The following is a 16,171-nucleotide window of genomic DNA, read 5'->3' on the forward strand; positions in this document are numbered from 1 at the left end:
CCCATGCGAACGGTGAGCGCGGCCGAGACCGCCCCGACCACGCATCCCTGGACGGTGCACGCCGAAGGGCTGCGGGTTCGCGCCGGTCGGCACCTGGCCGTCGACGGGCTCGACCTGGCCCTGGGCACCGGCGTGCACGGCCTGCTCGGTCCGAACGGCGCCGGCAAGACCACGCTGATGCGCGCCCTGGCCACCGTGCTGGAGCCGGCCGGCGGCAAGCTGACCCTGCTCGGCGAGTCCGTCGACGGGCGTGCCGACCTGCGGCGGGTGCGTCGCGGCCTGGGTTACCTGCCGCAGCAGTTCGGTTTCTACCCGCGATTCACGGTGCGCGAGTTCGTGGAGTACATGGCCTGGCTCAAGGAGATGCCGAAATCCCTGGTGCCCGGTGCGGTGCAGCGGGCGATCGAACGGGTCGGGCTCGCCGACCGGGCCGGCTCGCGGATGAAGACGCTCTCCGGCGGCATGCTGCGCCGGGCCGGCATCGCCCAGGCGATCGTCAACGACCCCGCGATCCTGCTGCTGGACGAGCCGACCGTCGGCCTCGACCCGGAGCAGCGCCTCGACTTCCGTGAGCTGCTGCGCGACCTGGGGACGGACTGCTGCGTCCTGGTCTCCACGCACCTGGTGGAGGACGTGGTCGCCGCGTGCAGCGACGTGGTGATGATGCACGAGGGCCGGATCCTCTACCAGGGCACACCGGATGATCTGATCGCGCAGGGCAGTGCCGGTGACGCCGGGGACAGCCCGGCCGAGCGGGGCTATTCGGCGCTGCTGCGCCGGCACCGGGCGGAGGCGGGCCGGTGAGCCGCGCCCTGAGCATCGAGATCCGCCGTTCGGCCGCGCTCGGCTCGGCCCTGATCCTGCTGGCCGTCGGCGTCGCCCTGCTCTACCTGGTCGACGAGACGGGATGGTCGACCAGCTGGATGCAACTGGTCATGGCCCAGCGGCTCTACCTCGCGCTGCTCTGGCCGCTCGCGCTGGCCGCCGGCGCCTGGCAGGGCCGCCGCGAGCGGCAGTCGAACGTGACCGAGCTGTTCGCCAGCACCCCGCGGCCGCGCGTCCAGCGCGTGGTGCCGACGCTCGGCGCGATGGCCGTGACGATCATCGCGGCCTACCTGCTGATGGGTGTCGTCGGCGCAGTGTCGATCATCAGCACCGCGGAGTACCTGCCGATGGCGGTCGTGGCCGTCGTCGCGGTCGGCGCGCTGGCGCTGCTCGCCGGGGTCTGGCTCGGCCTGGCCGTCGGCCGCCTGCTGCCCTGGCTCGCCACCGCGCCCACCCTGGGCGTGGCCGGCCTCGGCCTGCTGCTGACGATTCCCGCCATCACCCGTCCCCGGGGCTGGCTGGCGCTGGTCTTCTCGCCGATCTACGAGATGAACCTGCCGGACGCCTACACGACCGTCCCGGGGCGGATCAGCGCCGCGCAGGCGATCTGGCTGGCCGGGCTCGCGGTCGCCGGGGTGCTGCTGTTCGCGTCCAGTGGCCGGCGGTCGCGGTTCGCGGCGCTGGTGCCGGTGGCGCTCGGCGCCGCGCTGGCGATCACCGTCATGCCCCACCAGAACAGGCTCGTCGTCGACTCCGTCGACCCGGTCGCGAAGGAGCTGGTCTGCGCGCAGGACGAGGCGCGAGTCTGCGTCAGCCGGGTGCACGAGGGACTGCTGCCGGAGATCGTCCCGCGGGCCCGGGAAGCGCTGACGATCCTGGCGAAACTGCCGGGCACGCCGACTCAGGTGCACGAGGACAACACCACCTATCTGCCGTACGTCCCGGCCCCGCGAGCCGCCGACGTCGCACTGGTCCCGATCAGGGCCGGCAAGACGAGCGACCTGACAGCAAAGATCGTGATCTCGGTGTTCGCCAGCCCTTACGACTGCGACAAGGGCCCCGCGTGGCCCGACGCGCTCGCCGCGGCGTATTGGATGATCGGGCGGCAGCCGGTCGCTGACGCGCCGGACGACGCGCCGGACGTCATCCCCGATGTCGCGCCGGACGTCATCGCCGACGCCGTAATCCGCTGGCAGGAGCTGCGTGAACTCCCCGCCGACCAGGCGACCGCCAAGGTCAGTGCGGTTCGTGACGCGGCCCTGAGGTGCAAGTGATGCGGTGGCTCGTGCTGTACCTGCGCTCGCGGCGCGCGCCGCTGGCCGTGGCCATGGCGGTGGGCTGCGCCGTCCTGATGTGGTCCATGTGGGTGGCCGCCTCCGACAGCCGCGAGGTGGGCCCGGCCATGGTCGTCCTGACGGTCCTCCTGATGGTGACGGCCCTGACGCCGACCCTGGTCAGCCCGGACGCAGCCCTCGACCGCACCGCCGCGCTGCCCTGGCCGCCACGTCGGGCCGCGCACGTGCTCGCAGCCATGACCATCGTGGTGGGGTTGCTCGCGATCACCCTGGTCACCCCGGCCCGCTTCAGCCCGGCGCTGCTGGTGGTGCGGGACGCGGCGGGGCTGCTCGGGCTGACCGCGCTGTGCGCCACGGTGATCAGCCCCGCCCGATCGTGGTTCGTGCCGCTCGGCTGGACCCTGGCGGCGACGCTGTACTCGCAGTCGGAGACCCGGCTCGGGCAGGTCCTCACCTGGCAGGGGCAGGACCCGCGATGCGGCCCGGCGGCGGTGACGGCGCTGGTGCTGGCGGTCGGCGGGCTCGCGGCGTACACGCTGGCCGGCCCGCCCCGCCGAGCGGTCGCCGAGGCCGCGGTTTAGGCCATGTCCCGCTGATCGTCCGAACGACGAAACGCGGCCCAGCTTGCCGGCCGGCTCCCAGGGGTTCCTCCGGTCCCCGTCACACGCCTGGGAGCCGGCCGGCGCGCAGCGGGACTCCGGGTCGAGGTGAGCGGCCATGGCCGTACCCGGGAACGGGTTGCCCTCGACACTCAGCGGAGCCGCCGCTTCTGCGATAAGAATCAACAGTGACTTCCTTTACGGCCGCGCCCACCCGCTACGACTCCATGGAGTTCCGCCGGACCGGGCGCAGCGGACTGAAACTGCCGGCGATCTCGCTCGGCCTGTGGCACAACTTCGGCGACGACAAGCCGATCGAGACGCAGCGGGCGGTGCTGCGCCGCGCCTTCGACCTCGGTGTCACGCACTTCGACCTGGCGAACAACTACGGTCCGCCCTACGGTTCCGCCGAGGTCAACTTCGGCCGGCTGCTCGCCGAGGATTTCCGGCCGTACCGGGATGAGCTGGTCATCTCGACCAAGGCCGGCTACGACATGTGGCCCGGCCCCTACGGTGACCACGGCTCCCGGAAGTACCTGACGGCGTCCCTCGACCAGTCCCTCCAGCGGATGGGGCTGGACTATGTGGACATCTTCTACTCGCACCGCTTCGACCCGGAGACCCCGCTCGAGGAGACGATGGGCGCGCTGGACGCCGCGGTCCGCGCGGGCAAGGCGCTCTACGTCGGCATCTCGTCCTACTCCCCGGCGAAGACCGCCGAGGCCGCCGCGATCCTGCGTGACCTGGGCACGCCGCTGCTGATCCACCAGCCGTCGTACTCGATGCTGAACCGCTGGATCGAGGACGACCTGCTCGGCGTGCTGGAGCAGGAGGGCGCCGGCTGCATCGGCTTCTCCCCGCTGGCCCAGGGCATGCTCACCGACCGCTACCTGAACGGCATCCCGGAGGGTTCACGCGCCGGCGAGCAGAAGTCGCTCACCCCGGAGTGGCTCACCGAGGAGAACCTGGCCAAGATCCGCGGGCTGAACGCGATCGCCGAGCGGCGCGGCCAGAGCCTGGCGCAGCTGGCGATCGCCTGGTCACTGCGGGACCCGCGGATGACGTCGGTGGTGCTCGGCGCGAGCAGCGTCGCCCAGCTGGAGAACAATCTGGCCGCGCTGAACAACACCGAGTTCACCGCGGACGAGCTCGCCGAGATCGACAAGTATGCGACGGAGTCCGGCATCAACCTGTGGGCCCGATCGAGCGAGTCCTGAAAGCCAGGGTCTGTCCAGCGGGCCGCCAGGGCCTCGCCTGACACTTGGGTGATCCGCCGGACTGACCCTAGCTTGGGTGCCATGACCGAGAAACTCACCGTCAGCGTCCTCGGCACCGGGATCATGGGTGCCGCGATGGCTCGCAACCTGGCCCGCGCCGGGCACACCGTCCGGGCCTGGAACCGTCACCGTGGCAAGGCCGAGCCGCTCGCCGCGGACGGCGTGCAGGTCACCGACACGCCGGCCGAGGCGGTGACCGGCGCCGACGTCATCCTGACCATGCTGTACGACGGCGCCACCGTCCGATCCGTGATCGCCGAGGCCGTTCCCGGGTTGCGGCCCGGCGTGCTGTGGATGCAGTCGACCACCACCAGCCTGGCGGACGTCGCCGACCTGGCCGCGTTCGCCGGTGAGCACGGGCTGGTCTTCTTCGACGCGCCGGTGCTCGGCACCCGCCAACCGGCCGAGGCCGGGCAGCTCACCGTTCTCGCCACCGGCCCGGCGGAGCACCGTGACGCGATCGCCCCGGTCTTCGACGCGGTCGGCGCGCGCACCGTCTGGACCGAGGCCGCGACCCGGCTCAAACTGGTCGCGAACAGCTGGGTCCTGGCCGTCACGCACGGCGCCGCGGAGACGCTCGCGCTGGCCAAGGGCCTCGGCGTCGACCCGGCCGACTTCTTCGGGCTGATCGAGGGCGGTCCGCTGGACATGGGTTACCTGCGGGCGAAGGGGTCCGCGATCCTCGAGGACCGGCTGTCGCCGGCGAGCTTCGCGGTGGTCACGGCCGAGAAGGACGCGCGGTTGATCGTCGGTGCCGGCGCCGACGCGGGCGTACGCCTCGACGTGGCGGCCGCGGGTGCCGAGCGTTTCCGCCGAGCCGCCGAGCAGGGGCACGGCGACGAGGACATGGCCGCTTCGTACTACGCCTCCTTCGACAAGTAACCCCGAGCGACGCGTCCCGGGCTTCCCTGCGCAAACGAATCCGGAGTTGTGGTCCGGCGCCGCCGGGCGGTCGCGCGGGTTCAGCTGGTCGTCAGGGGTGCTTCAGCCCTTGGATGCACCCCTGACGACCAGCCGGGGCCTGGAGGCGCGCTGTCGGTCGGTGTTGCCGGGTGGGTTACTTCTGGGCCCGGAGCTCGACCAGGAGGCCGTCGCGGTCGGTGAGGACGGCACCGAGGATGCGCCGGCCGGCGGCGAGCAGGTCAGCCACATCGGTGGTGCTCAGGGCGTACATGACCAGCGTGCCGTCCCGGAACGACGTCACGATCCCGGCCCGCCGCAGGACGGCGAGCTGCTGGGACAGGTTGGACGCCTCCACGTCGATCTCGGCGAGCAGGTCGCGGACCGGCCGCGGCCCGTTCTGCAGCAGTTCCAGGACCCGGATCCGGACCGGGTGGCCGAGGGTCCGGAACATCTCGGCCTTCGCCTGGTACAGCGGCACTGACACGGCGGGTCCCCTCCAGTCATTCGCATCGACCAACGCGAGGAAAAGCAGCCCGGATACGCGTCTTACGAGCTTTCGAAGCTGCAGAAATCTTCAACTCCCTCGATGCCGATCCAAGGATGCGAGACGGCCGGGTGTCCAAGCCGGACATCATGTGCGACGGGGTTGTCCGTGGGTCGGTGACAGTCGATGTCGATCGGAGTGAGTCACCGGAAGGAACCCGAAATGCCGGACATGGATGTTGCCCTCAAGGACGCGATGCAGATCGACGGCGCGATCGGCGTCGCTCTGGTGGACCGCAGCAGCGGAATGGCCCTCGGCGTCGCCGGCGGTGATCGCAACTTCGACCTGACTGTCGCGGCCGCCGCGAACACCGAGGTGGTCCGCGCGAAGCTGCGCACGATGGAGATGCTCGGCCTGCGCGAGAGCATCGAGGACGTGCTGATCACGCTGGACTCGCAGTACCACCTGATCCGGCCGTTGACCGGACGTTCCGGGCAGGGACTCTTCCTCTACCTGGCTCTCTACAAGGAGCGGGCGAACCTGGCGCTGGCCCGCCACCAGCTCAAGCGGATCGAATCCAACCTGGACATCTAGGCGGTGTTTCGCAGCGCGGCACTGCGAAACACCGCCTAGCCCGGGACGCTCGGCGAGGAACCTTGCGCCTGCCACTCCTCGGAGAGCATGGCGAAGCAGACCTCGGTGCTCCACTCGCCCTTGAACAACTCGTTGTGCACGAGCCGCGCCTCCTGCCGCATGCCGAGGCGGCGCAGCACCCGGGCGGACGGCTCGTTGCGCTCGTCGATCCGCCCGATGATCCGGTGCAGCCCGAGGGTCTCGAAGCCGAGCCGGAGCATGGCCCGGGCGGCCTCGGTCGCATATCCCTGGCCGGCGAAGCCGGGGTTCATCACATACCCGATCTCGCCGCCGCGGTGCTGGCGGCTGTGCCAGAACAGGGTCACGTCGCCGGCCAGCCGGCCGGTCTGCGCGACCTCGACGCCCAGGGTCAGCGACTGGCCCTCGTCGGTGAGGGCCGTGGCGGCCCAGTAGGTGGCGAGCCGATCGGCGATCACCTCGGGGGTCATCGGCTCGAACGGGACGTAACGGCAGACGTCGGGGCGGCTGCGATAGGCCAGCAGCGCCTCGGCATCGGCCGGGGTCAACGGGCGCAGCCGCAGGCGCTCGGTGGTGATCGGATAACTCGGGCGCAGCTCGTGGGGCGACACGCGATCATCCTGCCATCGCGTGTCACTTCTCGTACACCCGTTCGAGTTATCCACAAGCTGTGCACACAGCCTGTGTACACAGCAGGCCGGATCAGCGCTGTCACCCCTTCAAGGGGTACTCAACCAGGGCGTTTGCGGTTGAGGAGCATCCAGGAGCCGGGCAGCACGGCGGCCGCGAGCACGATCTTCAGAGCATCGCCCATCAGGTACGGCACCACGCCCCTGACAACCGCGTCGGGCACGTCCATGGAGGTCATCGACGCCAGCCACGGGACTCCGACCAGGTAGATCAGGAGATTGCCGATGAACATCAGACCGATCGTGTACCCGGGGCGCCGGTCCGCGCCGAGCGCCGCCAACTGCCCGACCAGCGCGGCGGCGATGACGAAGCCCAGCAGATAACCACCGGTCGCGAGCGGCCAGCCGGACGTGCCGCCGGCGAACCACGGGACGCCCAGAGCGCCGGCCACCGCGTAGAGCAGCATGCCGGCCGCGCCACGACCGGGCCCGAGCACCGCGCCGGCGAGGAGCACCGCGAACGTCTGCCCGGTGATCGGCACGGGAGACCCCGGCACCGGAATCGCGATCTGCGCGGCGAGCCCCACCGCTCCGGCGGCACCCACGACCAGGGCGAGGTCGCGCAGGGCAGACCGGCCCCACACGTCGGCGAGCACCCCCGTCGGGCGACCGGGCACCACGGCCCCGTAAACGTCAGTCACCATGCGATCTCCCGTCCAGCGTTGCCGGAACGGTAAGCCTCGAAGATCACGGTCCGGCGTCACTGTGGCCCGCATCGCACCACATCGGAACTGCGCCTGGCGGTGAACTTCACAAAGGCTCATTTCCCGTACGCCGGAATGGTCCTGATAGAAGGTTGGCGGACCCCCGAGGAATGCCCGGAAGGGGCGCCGCCCGCAGGCAGCGCCCCTCCGTCCACCCGTTCGATCAGAGGGTGAGCGTCCAGCTGTTGATCTTGCCGGTGTCTGCGGAGTAGGTGTCCTGGACCTTCAGTCGCCAGGTCCCGTTCGCCGCCTCGCCCGACAGGTTCTTCGAGTAGGTCGCCACCACGTTGTCCGCGCTGTCGGTGGTCGACGTGGCCTTCAGGTTGACGATCGTGCCGTCCGGCGCGACCAGGTCGACCCGCAGGTCACCGCGGTACGTGTGGGTGATGTTGACCGCGATCGTCGCGGTGGTCGACGGGGTCTTGGCGCAGCCGCTGATCGCGATGTCGCTGTAGACGGCGGCGCCGGCGTCCGGGATGGTCACCGCAGTCGCGTTGGTGCCGGTGCAGCCGCCGGTCGGCGGGTTCGAGGTGCTCGACGACGGGCTCGGCGAGCCGGTGCCGCCACCGGTGCAGGTCGGGTCGGCGGACTGGGCCGGCACGCTCACCGCGTCCCAGGCGGCCTTCGTGGTGTTGAAGAGCGCGCAGGTGCTGTCCAGAGCCTTGGCCGAGGTCAGCGTCCAGGTGCGGTACTTCACGTACGACGAGCTGCTGGTCTTCATCAGCATCGCGTTGTAGAAGATCTTCGTGGCGGTCTGGATGCCGACACCGGTGATGGCGCCGGAGCCGGAGCACCGCGAGCTGGCCGGCTGGCCGTTGGTCGGGTTGGTGCCCTCGGCGAGCAGGTAGAACCAGTGGTTGCCGGGGCCGGCCGCGGCGTGCACCTCCTGGCCCGGGGTGCTGGACGAGTAGCAGTTGTCGTCACCGGCGAGCGACGGGTTGTACATGTACCGGATCGGGCCGCTCCCGACCAGGTTGACCTCTTCGCCGACCTGGTAGTCCGGCGGGTCGTTCGGGTTGATGGCGAAGGCCTCGGTGGCCGCGCCGAACACGTCGCCGACGAACTCCTGGGTGCCGCTCTTCGAGATGCCGCCCGGGGTGTTGTCGTCGATGCCGTGGCCGATCTCGTGGCCCAGCACGTCGGCCGACGAGATCCACTGACCGGCGGTGTTCTTGCCGATCTGGACCTGGGTGCCGTCGTAGTACGCGTTCTGGTCGTTCAGCCCGACCCGGATCGGCCAGGCGCCACCGCTGCTGGTGAAGCCGGTTCGGCCCAGCCAGGTCGACAGCATGGCCTTTTCCTTCTGCGCCGAGTAGAAGGCGTCGACGCAGCCGGTCTCCTTGTTGGTCCCGGTGCCGTTGCCCCACACGTTGTCGGTGCCGCTGAAGGTGGTGTTGGTCGACGCGTCCTGGCAGGTCAGCGACGCGATGCTCGGGTCCTTCAGGCTGTACGTGCTGCCCGAGAGGGTGGTGTCCAGGCTGACCGAGCCGTTGATCCAGCCGGTGCCGGTGCCGGCCACGTCGGTGACGTGCTCGTAGGTGCGCAGCACCTTGCCGGAGGTGGCGTCCACGTCGACGGTGAGCCGGCTCGGGCCCTCGACGCTGGTGCCCTTGATGGTGGACTCCCAGGCCAGCGCCGGGGTGCCGGTGGAGGCGAAGACGACCAGCTTGGTGCCCTCGACACCGGCGACGGTCTTCAGCTCACCCTTGGCGATCTTCACGGAGTCGGCGGCGCTCAGCGCGGGCGTCGTGTTGATCGCGCCGAGCGGCGCGCTCTGCGCCACCGAGGTGAACTGGACCTGGCCGGCCAGGTCGGTGACGACGACGCCGTCGCCGCCGATCACCGGGAGACCCTTGTACGTCTTGTCGTACGGCACGTACTGGAGCTTGTCGGTGGAGATGACGTCGTGCTGGACGAACGCTTCGTCCGCGGCGGCGTGCAGAGCGGCCGGGCGGGCGGCGAACAGGGAGGAGGCGGCAGCGGCGGCGGCCGCCGCGGGTGACGCGGCGACGCTGGGCGTGGCGGTCGCCGGCCCGGCGAGCGCGACGGCCACCGAGGCGACCGCGGTTGCGGCGACCGAGGCGACCACGACAGGGGTACGGGATTTCACGCACTGCTCCTTTCCCGCCCGGGGGGTTGGCGGGCGGGTTCAACCGTCCGTCGGACGATGGGTCACACCTGGATGACTTGAGGTGAGACGTTAAGCATCGACGGACGTCACCGAATCAGGGAAAACCCTCGTTCAGTGCGCAGGAGCGCTCTCAATCCAGAAACTTCTATGAGCCGATCTCGCTGACCTCGACGAACGGCGCATCGTTCCACCAGATCGCGTGGATGATGAAACTGTGGTTGGTCTCGTTGAAGTAGACCGCCATGTCGGTCGGCGCGCTCTGCGTCCTCTGCACCGCGAACCCGTCCGCCGGAGTGGCCGTGACCAGCGAGACAACCCCGTCGCTGGTCATCTTGATCACCGCCCGGCCACCCTTCACGGTGAAGGATTTGAGGTACGTCCGCAGCCCGTCGCCGCCGGTGGTGACCGTCCAACCGTCCACCGTGGTGGCAGCCGGCTCGGTGCTCGCCTTCGCGCTCGACGGCTTCGGCGACGGTTTGGACGGTTTCGCCGTGGGCGTCGTCGGCTGGGCCGGCGTGGTCACCGACCGGCTCGGCGCCGGGCGGGACGCGGACGACGGCAGCGGGACCGGGACCGGGACCGGGGCCACCACGTCGGCGGCCGGCACCTGATCGATGTCCGGCAGCGTGCCGACGTCGGGACGTGCGGCGTTGAGCACCGGCAGCAGCGCCACCCAGGAGAGCACGATGCTGCTCGCGGTCGCCGCGAACCAGCCGGCCACCGGAGCCCAACGGGAAGATCGCACGACGCCCATCCTCTCACCTGGTCCTATGCTGCACGCCATGGCGTTGATCCTGTTGGTCGAGGACGACCGCAACATCGCGGCCGCGCTGACCCGCGCGCTGACCGATGCCGGGCACGTGGTGCGCCCGGTCGGCCAGGCTGCCCAGGCGCTGAAGATCGTCACTCAGGAGCGGCCCGACCTGGTCATCCTCGACCTCGGGCTGCCCGACATCGACGGCACCGACGCGTTGCGGATGATGCGCACGGTCTCCGACGTGCCGGTGATCGTGGCGACCGCCCGGCGCTCGGAGGCGGACATCATCGCACTGCTGAGCGCCGGCGCCGACGACTACGTGACCAAGCCGTTCTCCGGCGGCCACATCCTCGCCCGCATCTCGGCGGTGCTGCGCCGCGCGCGGACCACCACCGAGCAGGCGCCGAACACGATCACCGTCGGCGAGCTGGTGATCAAGCCGAGGCAGCGCCGGGCCGAGCTGCGCGGGGAGCCGCTGCAACTGACCCGCCGGGAGTTCGACGTGCTGGCGTACCTGGCCGAGCGCGTCGGCCAGGTGATCAGCCGGCGCGAGCTGATGAACCAGGTGTGGAACCAGGCGCGGATCGGTGAGGAGCAGACCATCGACGTGCACATCTCCTGGCTGCGCCGCAAGCTCGGGGAGACCGCCGCCAAACCCCGGTTCCTGCACACCGTGCGCGGTGTCGGCGTCATGATGGTCGATCCGCAGTGAGGTGGGCGCTTAACCGGCTCGCCCTCGCGATCACCTCGATGGTCGCCTGCGCGTTCTTGGTCCCGCTGGCCGTCGCGATCTGGCAGATCGCCCATGACAAGGCCATCTCCGAGGCACGCCAGCAGGCCACCTCGATGGTCACCGTGCTCGGGGTGAACGCCGACCCGACCGCGCTCACCAACGCCGTCGCCTCGACCTCCGCGGGCAGCGCCGGTCTGCTCTCCGTGCACCTGCCCGGCGTCGACCCGATCGGCACCTCGCACCTCAGCGACGCCACCGTCGAACGGGCCGCGAAGCAGCGCCGCTCGGCCACCGCGGCCGCTGCCGGCGGGGTCGCCTACCTGCAGCCGACAGTGCTCACCGACGGCCGGACCGTCGTCGTCGAGGTGTTCGTGACCGACGCCGAGATGCGCCGCGGCGTCTACAAGGCCTGGGCCTCGCTCGCCGGCCTGGCCGTGGTGCTGGTCGCCGGCTCCACCCTGCTCGCCGACCGGCTCGGCGCGCAGATGGTCCGGGCCACCCGCCAGCTCGCCGAGTCCACCCGCAAACTCGGCGGCGGTGAGCTGAACGAACGGATCGAGCCGTCCGGGCCGCGGGAACTGCGCGACGCGGGCCAGGCGTTCAACACCATGGCCGGTGATCTGCGGCGCCTGCTCGATCGTGAGCGCGAGCTCGCCGCCGATCTCTCACACCGATTGCGTACGCCGTTGACCGCGCTGCGCCTCGACGCCGAGACCATCCCGCCGGGGCCGATCGCGGACCGCATGCGGCAGGCCTGTGACCTGCTCGACCAAGAGCTGGAAGCGATCATCACGGGTGCCCGGCTCGGTGTCGAGCACCGCGGCAACCAGCAGTGCGACCTGGTCGAGGCGCTCGCCGATCGGCTGGCGTTCTGGTCCGTGCTCGCCGAGGACCAGGAACGACCCTGGGAAGTGGTCGGCGGCCACGAGCCGGTGATGGTGCCGATGTCCCGCAGCGACGTGATCCTGGTGGTCGACGCGATGCTCGGCAACGTCTTCTCGCACACCGACGAGGGGGTGGCGTTCCGGGTCAGCGTCTCCTCGACGGGACTGCTCGTGGACGACGCCGGCCCCGGGATCGCCGACCCGGCGGCAGCCGTGCAACGCGGGTTCAGCGGAGCCGGGTCCACCGGGCTCGGGCTGGACATCGTTCGTCGCGCGGCTGACACCGTACGCGGGCAATTGGTGGTGGGGCGAAGCCCGTTGGGAGGGGCTCGCGTAGGTTTCCTGCTCACGTCTCCCGAGGATGGTCTTCTCGACGAGGAGCCGCCGGCCAGGCGGCGTCGCCGGGCCGTGCGATAACCGTTTTCAGGCGGGTTTTCGGTCGCCTTAAGGCTCCGTTATGGCAGCTCTCCCTAATGTTCGGGCTCGTAAGTACGCCAGGACGATGTCTGGAGAGCTGACATGCGCAGGAAGATCGCCTACCCGCTGGCCACCCTCGGGATGGTCGGGTCGACATTGGTGATCGCCTCACCGGCCATGGCCCACGGCTACGTCTCGTCGCCGCCGAGCCGCCAGGCGCAGTGCGCTGCCGGCGCGGTCGCCGACTGCGGCGCGATCCAGTTCGAGCCGCAGAGCGTCGAGGCGCCGAAAGGCTCCAAGGAGTGCAACGGCGGCAACGCCGGCTTCACGGTCCTGAACGACAACTCGCGGAGCTGGCCGGCCACCACCGTCGGCAGCTCGGTCAAGTTCAACTGGGTGCTGACCGCCCGGCACCGCACGGCGAGCTGGGTGTACTACGTCGACGGCGCTCAGGTCGCGACGTTCAACGACAACAACGCGATCCCCGAGGCGACCGTCAGCCACACGGTCGACGTCAGCAAGTTCTCCGGCAAGCACACGGTCCTGGCGGTCTGGAACATCGGGGACACGGGCAACGCCTTCTACAGCTGCGTGGACGTGAACATCGGTGGCGGCGGCTCGTCGACCGGTGGTGACTCGCCGGCTGGTGGTGGCTCGCCGGCTGGTGGTGGCGCCTCGACGGCACCCACCACCTCGGCCCCGACCAAGGCACCCACGACCGCCCCTACGACCGTGGCGCCGGCCGCCACCGTAACCAGCTCCGCCGCCTCGACGACCGCGCCCGGCGGCAGCGAGTGGGCGCCCGGAGTCAGCTACAAGACCGGTGACGTGGTCACCTACCAGGGCGTCTCCTACAAGTGCCGGCAGTCGCACACCGCGATCCGCAGCTGGGAACCGTCGATCTACACGCTCGCCCTCTGGCTGCCGCTGTGAAGCGCATGAGCACTGCCGCTCCGGGCCGGCTCAAGCATCGTTTCGTGGCTCTGGCCGCTGTCGCGCCGCTTCTTCTCGGAGCGTGCGGCACCGCCAAGGAGACGGCCACGCCGGCGGCTTCCGCCCCCGCGGTCAAGAACGTCGCGGAGATCACCGCCGGGTCGACCTTCAACGACCGCGACGTGATGTTCCTGCAGATGCTGGCCGACCACCAGCAGCAGGGCCTGCAGATGGCCGAGATCGGCGCGTCCCGCTCCACCCGGGCCGGCGTCACCGACCTGGCCAAGGCCGTCCAGCTCACCGAGAAGGACGAGCTGACCATGATGACCAACTGGCTGACCGAGTGGGGTAAGCCGACCACTGTCGACAAGCGGGTCAGCGTCCACGCCGACCACGGCGGTCTCCCCAGCACCACCGACGCCGAGATCAACTCCTTGAAGACGGTGAAGAAGGCAGACTTCGAGACCGCGTTCCTGAACCTCTTCCTGGCACACCAGCACAACGCCGTGGAGATGGCTCAGCTGGAACTGGACAAGGGCGCGAACGAGCAGACGAAGAAGTTCGCGGAGCGGGTCAAGGAGTCGCGGGCCGATCAGGTCCAGCAGATGCTCAAGCTCCTCAACGGCTGACCTCTCGGTGCCGCGGATGGCCCGGCCTGGCGGGCGGGCCATCCGCTTCTCCGCGCGCACGCTAGTTCCCTGATCGCCACCAACGGCTACGGCCAGCCGACCGGATCCACCACAGCGGTCCTCAGCTCTAACCTGGCAGTCGGCCGCAAGGTCTCCGCTCTCACCGCCACCATCGGAGTGGTCCAGTGGTCACGGGACCTGTCGGCACCCGCCGTCCAGCCGGTCCTGGCCGCCGGCCTCCTCTACACCGGTGGCCCCGTCCTCAACGCCAGATTCGGCACTCCGATCGGTCCCGGTTTCCCGGCTGGACCATCCCCGCCGGTGGCCACCTCTACCAGGTAAACGGGCGTCATCTGACGGCTTACCAGCCTTGTTCCCAGGCGTTCATGGAAGCGGAGCCGTCTGTGCTCGCGGACTTGTCGTGCGGCACAGCGACCCATCCGTCCTTGGGGAGCTCAAACCCAAGGCTTTCCGCCCTCTCCCGTTCGTGCACCCAGGTTTCGACGAGCAGATCGAAGCCCGCTTCACGTACGCGCTCCTTCGCCTGCCGGGCACGGCGTAGAGGGTCATGCAGTTGGAAGCCTACGGTCTCAATGGAGTGCCGGGGGAAGACAACCTCGGGGAGGCGGGTGAAGAGCTCGGTCAGCCGAAGGACCAGGCCAGCGTTGGGGTTGAATACCGCTGCGATCCCATCGTCGTCCAAGAGGCGCAGAGGGTTTCGGCTCATCGCCGTTTCGGGGTACAGCGCTATCGCGTGCCGCTGCAGCGCGGCGGCGATGACGCCGCGCTTCTGGTCGCGGTTTCCCTGACCACCGTGAAGCCATGCGCGATGGGTTCTCATCAACCACGCGCTGTGTCTGTCCCGCTGGACGTCGATTTTGACAAGGATGCACAGTTCGCACTGTGCCTCGCGCGGGATGCTCCAGTTGTCGCCGACGGTGCCTTTGATGTCTACCGGAATGCCGGAAATCAGCGTGTCCGGGCTCCTCAGCTTCGGCAGCCCCAGGGCGTCAAGGAGGTGATACTGGAGTTTGGTTCCTACGGTCCTTCGCTCATCACTGTCGACGAGTGGAGATGAAAGGTCGAAGCGCCCAGTACGTGCGCCATCGAGCACATAGTCCACGGCTGACTGGATCGCGCCGCCAAAGAGCAGCGGCAGGTTGTGATGTAGCCGTAAAGCAGAGAGGACCGTGCGCAATTCTGGGTCAGCTCCCGGAGTGGTGAGGGCGTGGGTGTCTCCGTGGACGTTGGTACAGATGTCGCCATGGCCAGGTGCCGATGTCTTCACAGCTTCTCCAGCCTGATTCTCAAGAGCTGCTCAGCAGAGCCGGTGTCCGCGTTGGCGAGCAGGATCTGTAGCACTTGCATTACTTCGTCCGCGCTGCGCTGGGATGTGTGGTGTATGACGGCATTGGCGGCGTCGACGAGCCCATCGTTCTGACATGCGGCGATAGCTGCCGCCGCCTCAAACGGTGTGGCGTGCAAGCCGGTGTGCCGGAGAATGCCGGCGGCGTCGGCGGCTTGGTCCGCCGCCAGCCGGTTCTTCAAGTCGGCGAGCCCGTCCCAGCTGTGTTGCCGGTCCCCCTCGTTGGCGGCCACCGGCAACCGCGTGTCTTGCATCGGCGGCTGGACAGCCTCGGCGGGTAGCGGGGGCAATGCTTGCTCCAGAGGTATCCCGGTTTCCTCCCATGGCCTGCCGCAACTCCTGCACGCCTGGCCGCGCGCAGCTTGAAGAAGTACCTGCTCATGTAGGCGCTCAATAGAGCCGGGCGCTGGTAGGTCGCGTGCGCTTCCATGCGCGTATTCGACGGCCAAGTCGTAGACATTCTGGGCGAGCTCGAGGCTAGGACGTACTTGCTTACCCTTGGTCATCGCCCAGATGGTCGTTGAGGACTTGGGGAACTTGGCCTTGGGGTGCCGTTTTACGAGTATGTTCTCGATCTCGCGCAGCGAGACACCGGCGTCACTCAGGATGTCGCAACAGTTACTCACTGCTAATGCGAAGTTTTTCAGTGGGCCGGAAACCTGACTGACATCACCGCGATTTCCTATTTGCGGCAAAGCATCCTCCTCCTTCGGCGCTGGTTCGCCAGCGGGGCGAGTGACCCCGGGGTGCTCAGTTTGCCATTGCTCCGGAGTGTTGCCGGTCCCCTGCGTGTCCTGATTCTGAGGGGCATTAATCGGGACACGCGGGGCCTTGTATTCGTTCCTCCGCTCAGGCTTGGATGGAGCCATCACCAGCCATTGACCGGGCAGTCGGCTTGCGGACTGCCAGGTGGTGCCGGTGTGTGGTCACAAA

The 16,171-nt window shown here is 69.3% G+C and carries 17 protein-coding genes; 10 read left to right on the forward strand and 7 right to left on the reverse strand.

The annotated features are described in order from the left end of the window. The first annotated feature begins 3 nt into the window (after positions 1-3). The 5 genes from Acy02nite_RS23905 to Acy02nite_RS23925 all read left to right on the forward strand — a co-directional run bounded on the left by Acy02nite_RS23905 (position 4) and on the right by Acy02nite_RS23925 (position 4,878). Positions 4-804 carry an ABC transporter ATP-binding protein gene (locus Acy02nite_RS23905; protein WP_203744106.1) on the forward strand — a complete coding sequence of 267 codons (801 nt, stop codon included), beginning with the start codon at positions 4-6 and terminating at the stop codon, positions 802-804. Beyond that, complete coding sequence (locus tag Acy02nite_RS23910; RefSeq protein ID WP_203744108.1) at positions 801-2,099, forward strand: hypothetical protein; 1,299 nt, start codon at positions 801-803, stop codon at positions 2,097-2,099. The genes Acy02nite_RS23905 and Acy02nite_RS23910 overlap by 4 nt, the downstream gene beginning before the upstream one ends. Beyond that, positions 2,099-2,701: a hypothetical protein gene (locus tag Acy02nite_RS23915; RefSeq protein ID WP_203744110.1), complete on the forward strand. Its 603-nt coding sequence runs from the start codon at positions 2,099-2,101 to the stop codon at positions 2,699-2,701. The genes Acy02nite_RS23910 and Acy02nite_RS23915 overlap by 1 nt, the downstream gene beginning before the upstream one ends. 245 nt (positions 2,702-2,946) lie before the next feature. Next, positions 2,947-3,936 (forward strand): L-glyceraldehyde 3-phosphate reductase, encoded by a 990-nt coding sequence (gene mgrA, locus Acy02nite_RS23920; protein WP_239175140.1) that lies wholly within the window; start codon positions 2,947-2,949, stop codon positions 3,934-3,936. Positions 3,937-3,984: 48 nt separating this feature from the next. Then, positions 3,985-4,878: an NAD(P)-dependent oxidoreductase gene (locus Acy02nite_RS23925; RefSeq protein WP_264653278.1), complete on the forward strand. Its 894-nt coding sequence runs from the start codon at positions 3,985-3,987 to the stop codon at positions 4,876-4,878. Between the two features lie 175 nt (positions 4,879-5,053). Here Acy02nite_RS23925 and Acy02nite_RS23930 read toward each other — a convergent pair whose 3' ends face one another. Next, positions 5,054-5,383 (reverse strand): ArsR/SmtB family transcription factor, encoded by a 330-nt coding sequence (locus tag Acy02nite_RS23930; protein WP_203744116.1) that lies wholly within the window; start codon positions 5,381-5,383, stop codon positions 5,054-5,056. A gap of 222 nt (positions 5,384-5,605) precedes the next feature. On the opposite strand from Acy02nite_RS23930, the gene Acy02nite_RS23935 reads away from it, so the two are divergent. Beyond that, positions 5,606-5,977: a hypothetical protein gene (locus tag Acy02nite_RS23935; protein ID WP_203744118.1), complete on the forward strand. Its 372-nt coding sequence runs from the start codon at positions 5,606-5,608 to the stop codon at positions 5,975-5,977. Positions 5,978-6,012: 35 nt separating this feature from the next. Here Acy02nite_RS23935 and Acy02nite_RS23940 read toward each other — a convergent pair whose 3' ends face one another. The 4 genes from Acy02nite_RS23940 to Acy02nite_RS23955 all read right to left on the reverse strand — a co-directional run bounded on the left by Acy02nite_RS23940 (position 6,013) and on the right by Acy02nite_RS23955 (position 10,273). Beyond that, positions 6,013-6,606 (reverse strand): GNAT family N-acetyltransferase, encoded by a 594-nt coding sequence (locus Acy02nite_RS23940; RefSeq protein WP_203744120.1) that lies wholly within the window; start codon positions 6,604-6,606, stop codon positions 6,013-6,015. Between the two features lie 119 nt (positions 6,607-6,725). Then, positions 6,726-7,328 carry a biotin transporter BioY gene (locus Acy02nite_RS23945; RefSeq protein ID WP_203744122.1) on the reverse strand — a complete coding sequence of 201 codons (603 nt, stop codon included), beginning with the start codon at positions 7,326-7,328 and terminating at the stop codon, positions 6,726-6,728. Between the two features lie 223 nt (positions 7,329-7,551). Then, positions 7,552-9,498 carry a M4 family metallopeptidase gene (locus Acy02nite_RS23950; protein WP_203744124.1) on the reverse strand — a complete coding sequence of 649 codons (1,947 nt, stop codon included), beginning with the start codon at positions 9,496-9,498 and terminating at the stop codon, positions 7,552-7,554. Between the two features lie 166 nt (positions 9,499-9,664). Continuing rightward, complete coding sequence (locus Acy02nite_RS23955) at positions 9,665-10,273, reverse strand: DNA mismatch repair protein MutL (protein ID WP_203744126.1); 609 nt, start codon at positions 10,271-10,273, stop codon at positions 9,665-9,667. Between the two features lie 28 nt (positions 10,274-10,301). Between Acy02nite_RS23955 and Acy02nite_RS23960 the strand changes: the two genes are divergently transcribed. The 4 genes from Acy02nite_RS23960 to Acy02nite_RS23975 all read left to right on the forward strand — a co-directional run bounded on the left by Acy02nite_RS23960 (position 10,302) and on the right by Acy02nite_RS23975 (position 13,872). Next, positions 10,302-10,988 carry a response regulator transcription factor gene (locus tag Acy02nite_RS23960; RefSeq protein ID WP_203744128.1) on the forward strand — a complete coding sequence of 229 codons (687 nt, stop codon included), beginning with the start codon at positions 10,302-10,304 and terminating at the stop codon, positions 10,986-10,988. Next, positions 10,985-12,310, forward strand: a complete 1,326-nt coding sequence (locus Acy02nite_RS23965; RefSeq protein WP_203744130.1) for a HAMP domain-containing protein — start codon at positions 10,985-10,987, stop codon at positions 12,308-12,310. The genes Acy02nite_RS23960 and Acy02nite_RS23965 overlap by 4 nt, the downstream gene beginning before the upstream one ends. Before the next feature lie 102 nt (positions 12,311-12,412). Then, on the forward strand, positions 12,413-13,243 hold the full coding sequence (locus Acy02nite_RS23970; protein WP_203744132.1) for a lytic polysaccharide monooxygenase: 831 nt from the start codon (positions 12,413-12,415) through the stop codon (positions 13,241-13,243). A gap of 5 nt (positions 13,244-13,248) precedes the next feature. Beyond that, positions 13,249-13,872: a DUF305 domain-containing protein gene (locus Acy02nite_RS23975; RefSeq protein WP_203744134.1), complete on the forward strand. Its 624-nt coding sequence runs from the start codon at positions 13,249-13,251 to the stop codon at positions 13,870-13,872. Between the two features lie 361 nt (positions 13,873-14,233). On the opposite strand, the gene Acy02nite_RS23980 is transcribed toward Acy02nite_RS23975, so the two are convergent. Together Acy02nite_RS23980 and Acy02nite_RS23985 are read right to left on the reverse strand one after the other, a co-directional pair. Continuing rightward, entirely contained in the window at positions 14,234-15,160 is a 927-nt protein-coding gene (locus Acy02nite_RS23980; RefSeq protein ID WP_203744136.1) for a NaeI family type II restriction endonuclease, read from the reverse strand. After that, entirely contained in the window at positions 15,157-15,933 is a 777-nt protein-coding gene (locus Acy02nite_RS23985) for a hypothetical protein (protein WP_203744138.1), read from the reverse strand. The genes Acy02nite_RS23980 and Acy02nite_RS23985 overlap by 4 nt, the downstream gene beginning before the upstream one ends. Positions 15,934-16,171: the final 238 nt, after the last annotated feature.

The sequence above is a fragment of the Actinoplanes cyaneus genome (genome assembly GCF_016862095.1).
In the GTDB taxonomy this organism is placed as follows: Bacteria; Actinomycetota; Actinomycetes; order Mycobacteriales; family Micromonosporaceae; genus Actinoplanes; species Actinoplanes cyaneus.

Bases quoted from the DNA above. Each gene is read 5' to 3' on its own strand.
- Acy02nite_RS23905 (WP_203744106.1), top strand. From the start codon at position 4: ATGCGAACGGTGAGCGCGGCCGAGACCGCCCCGACCACGCATCCCTGG.
- Acy02nite_RS23915 (WP_203744110.1), top strand. From the start codon at position 2,099: ATGCGGTGGCTCGTGCTGTACCTGCGCTCGCGGCGCGCGCCGCTGGCC.
- mgrA (WP_239175140.1), top strand. From the start codon at position 2,947: ATGGAGTTCCGCCGGACCGGGCGCAGCGGACTGAAACTGCCGGCGATC.
- Acy02nite_RS23935 (WP_203744118.1), top strand. From the start codon at position 5,606: ATGCCGGACATGGATGTTGCCCTCAAGGACGCGATGCAGATCGACGGC.
- Acy02nite_RS23945 (WP_203744122.1), bottom strand. From the start codon at position 7,328: ATGGTGACTGACGTTTACGGGGCCGTGGTGCCCGGTCGCCCGACGGGG.
- Acy02nite_RS23955 (WP_203744126.1), bottom strand. From the start codon at position 10,273: ATGGGCGTCGTGCGATCTTCCCGTTGGGCTCCGGTGGCCGGCTGGTTC.
- Acy02nite_RS23960 (WP_203744128.1), top strand. From the start codon at position 10,302: ATGGCGTTGATCCTGTTGGTCGAGGACGACCGCAACATCGCGGCCGCG.
- Acy02nite_RS23970 (WP_203744132.1), top strand. From the start codon at position 12,413: ATGCGCAGGAAGATCGCCTACCCGCTGGCCACCCTCGGGATGGTCGGG.
- Acy02nite_RS23975 (WP_203744134.1), top strand. From the start codon at position 13,249: ATGAGCACTGCCGCTCCGGGCCGGCTCAAGCATCGTTTCGTGGCTCTG.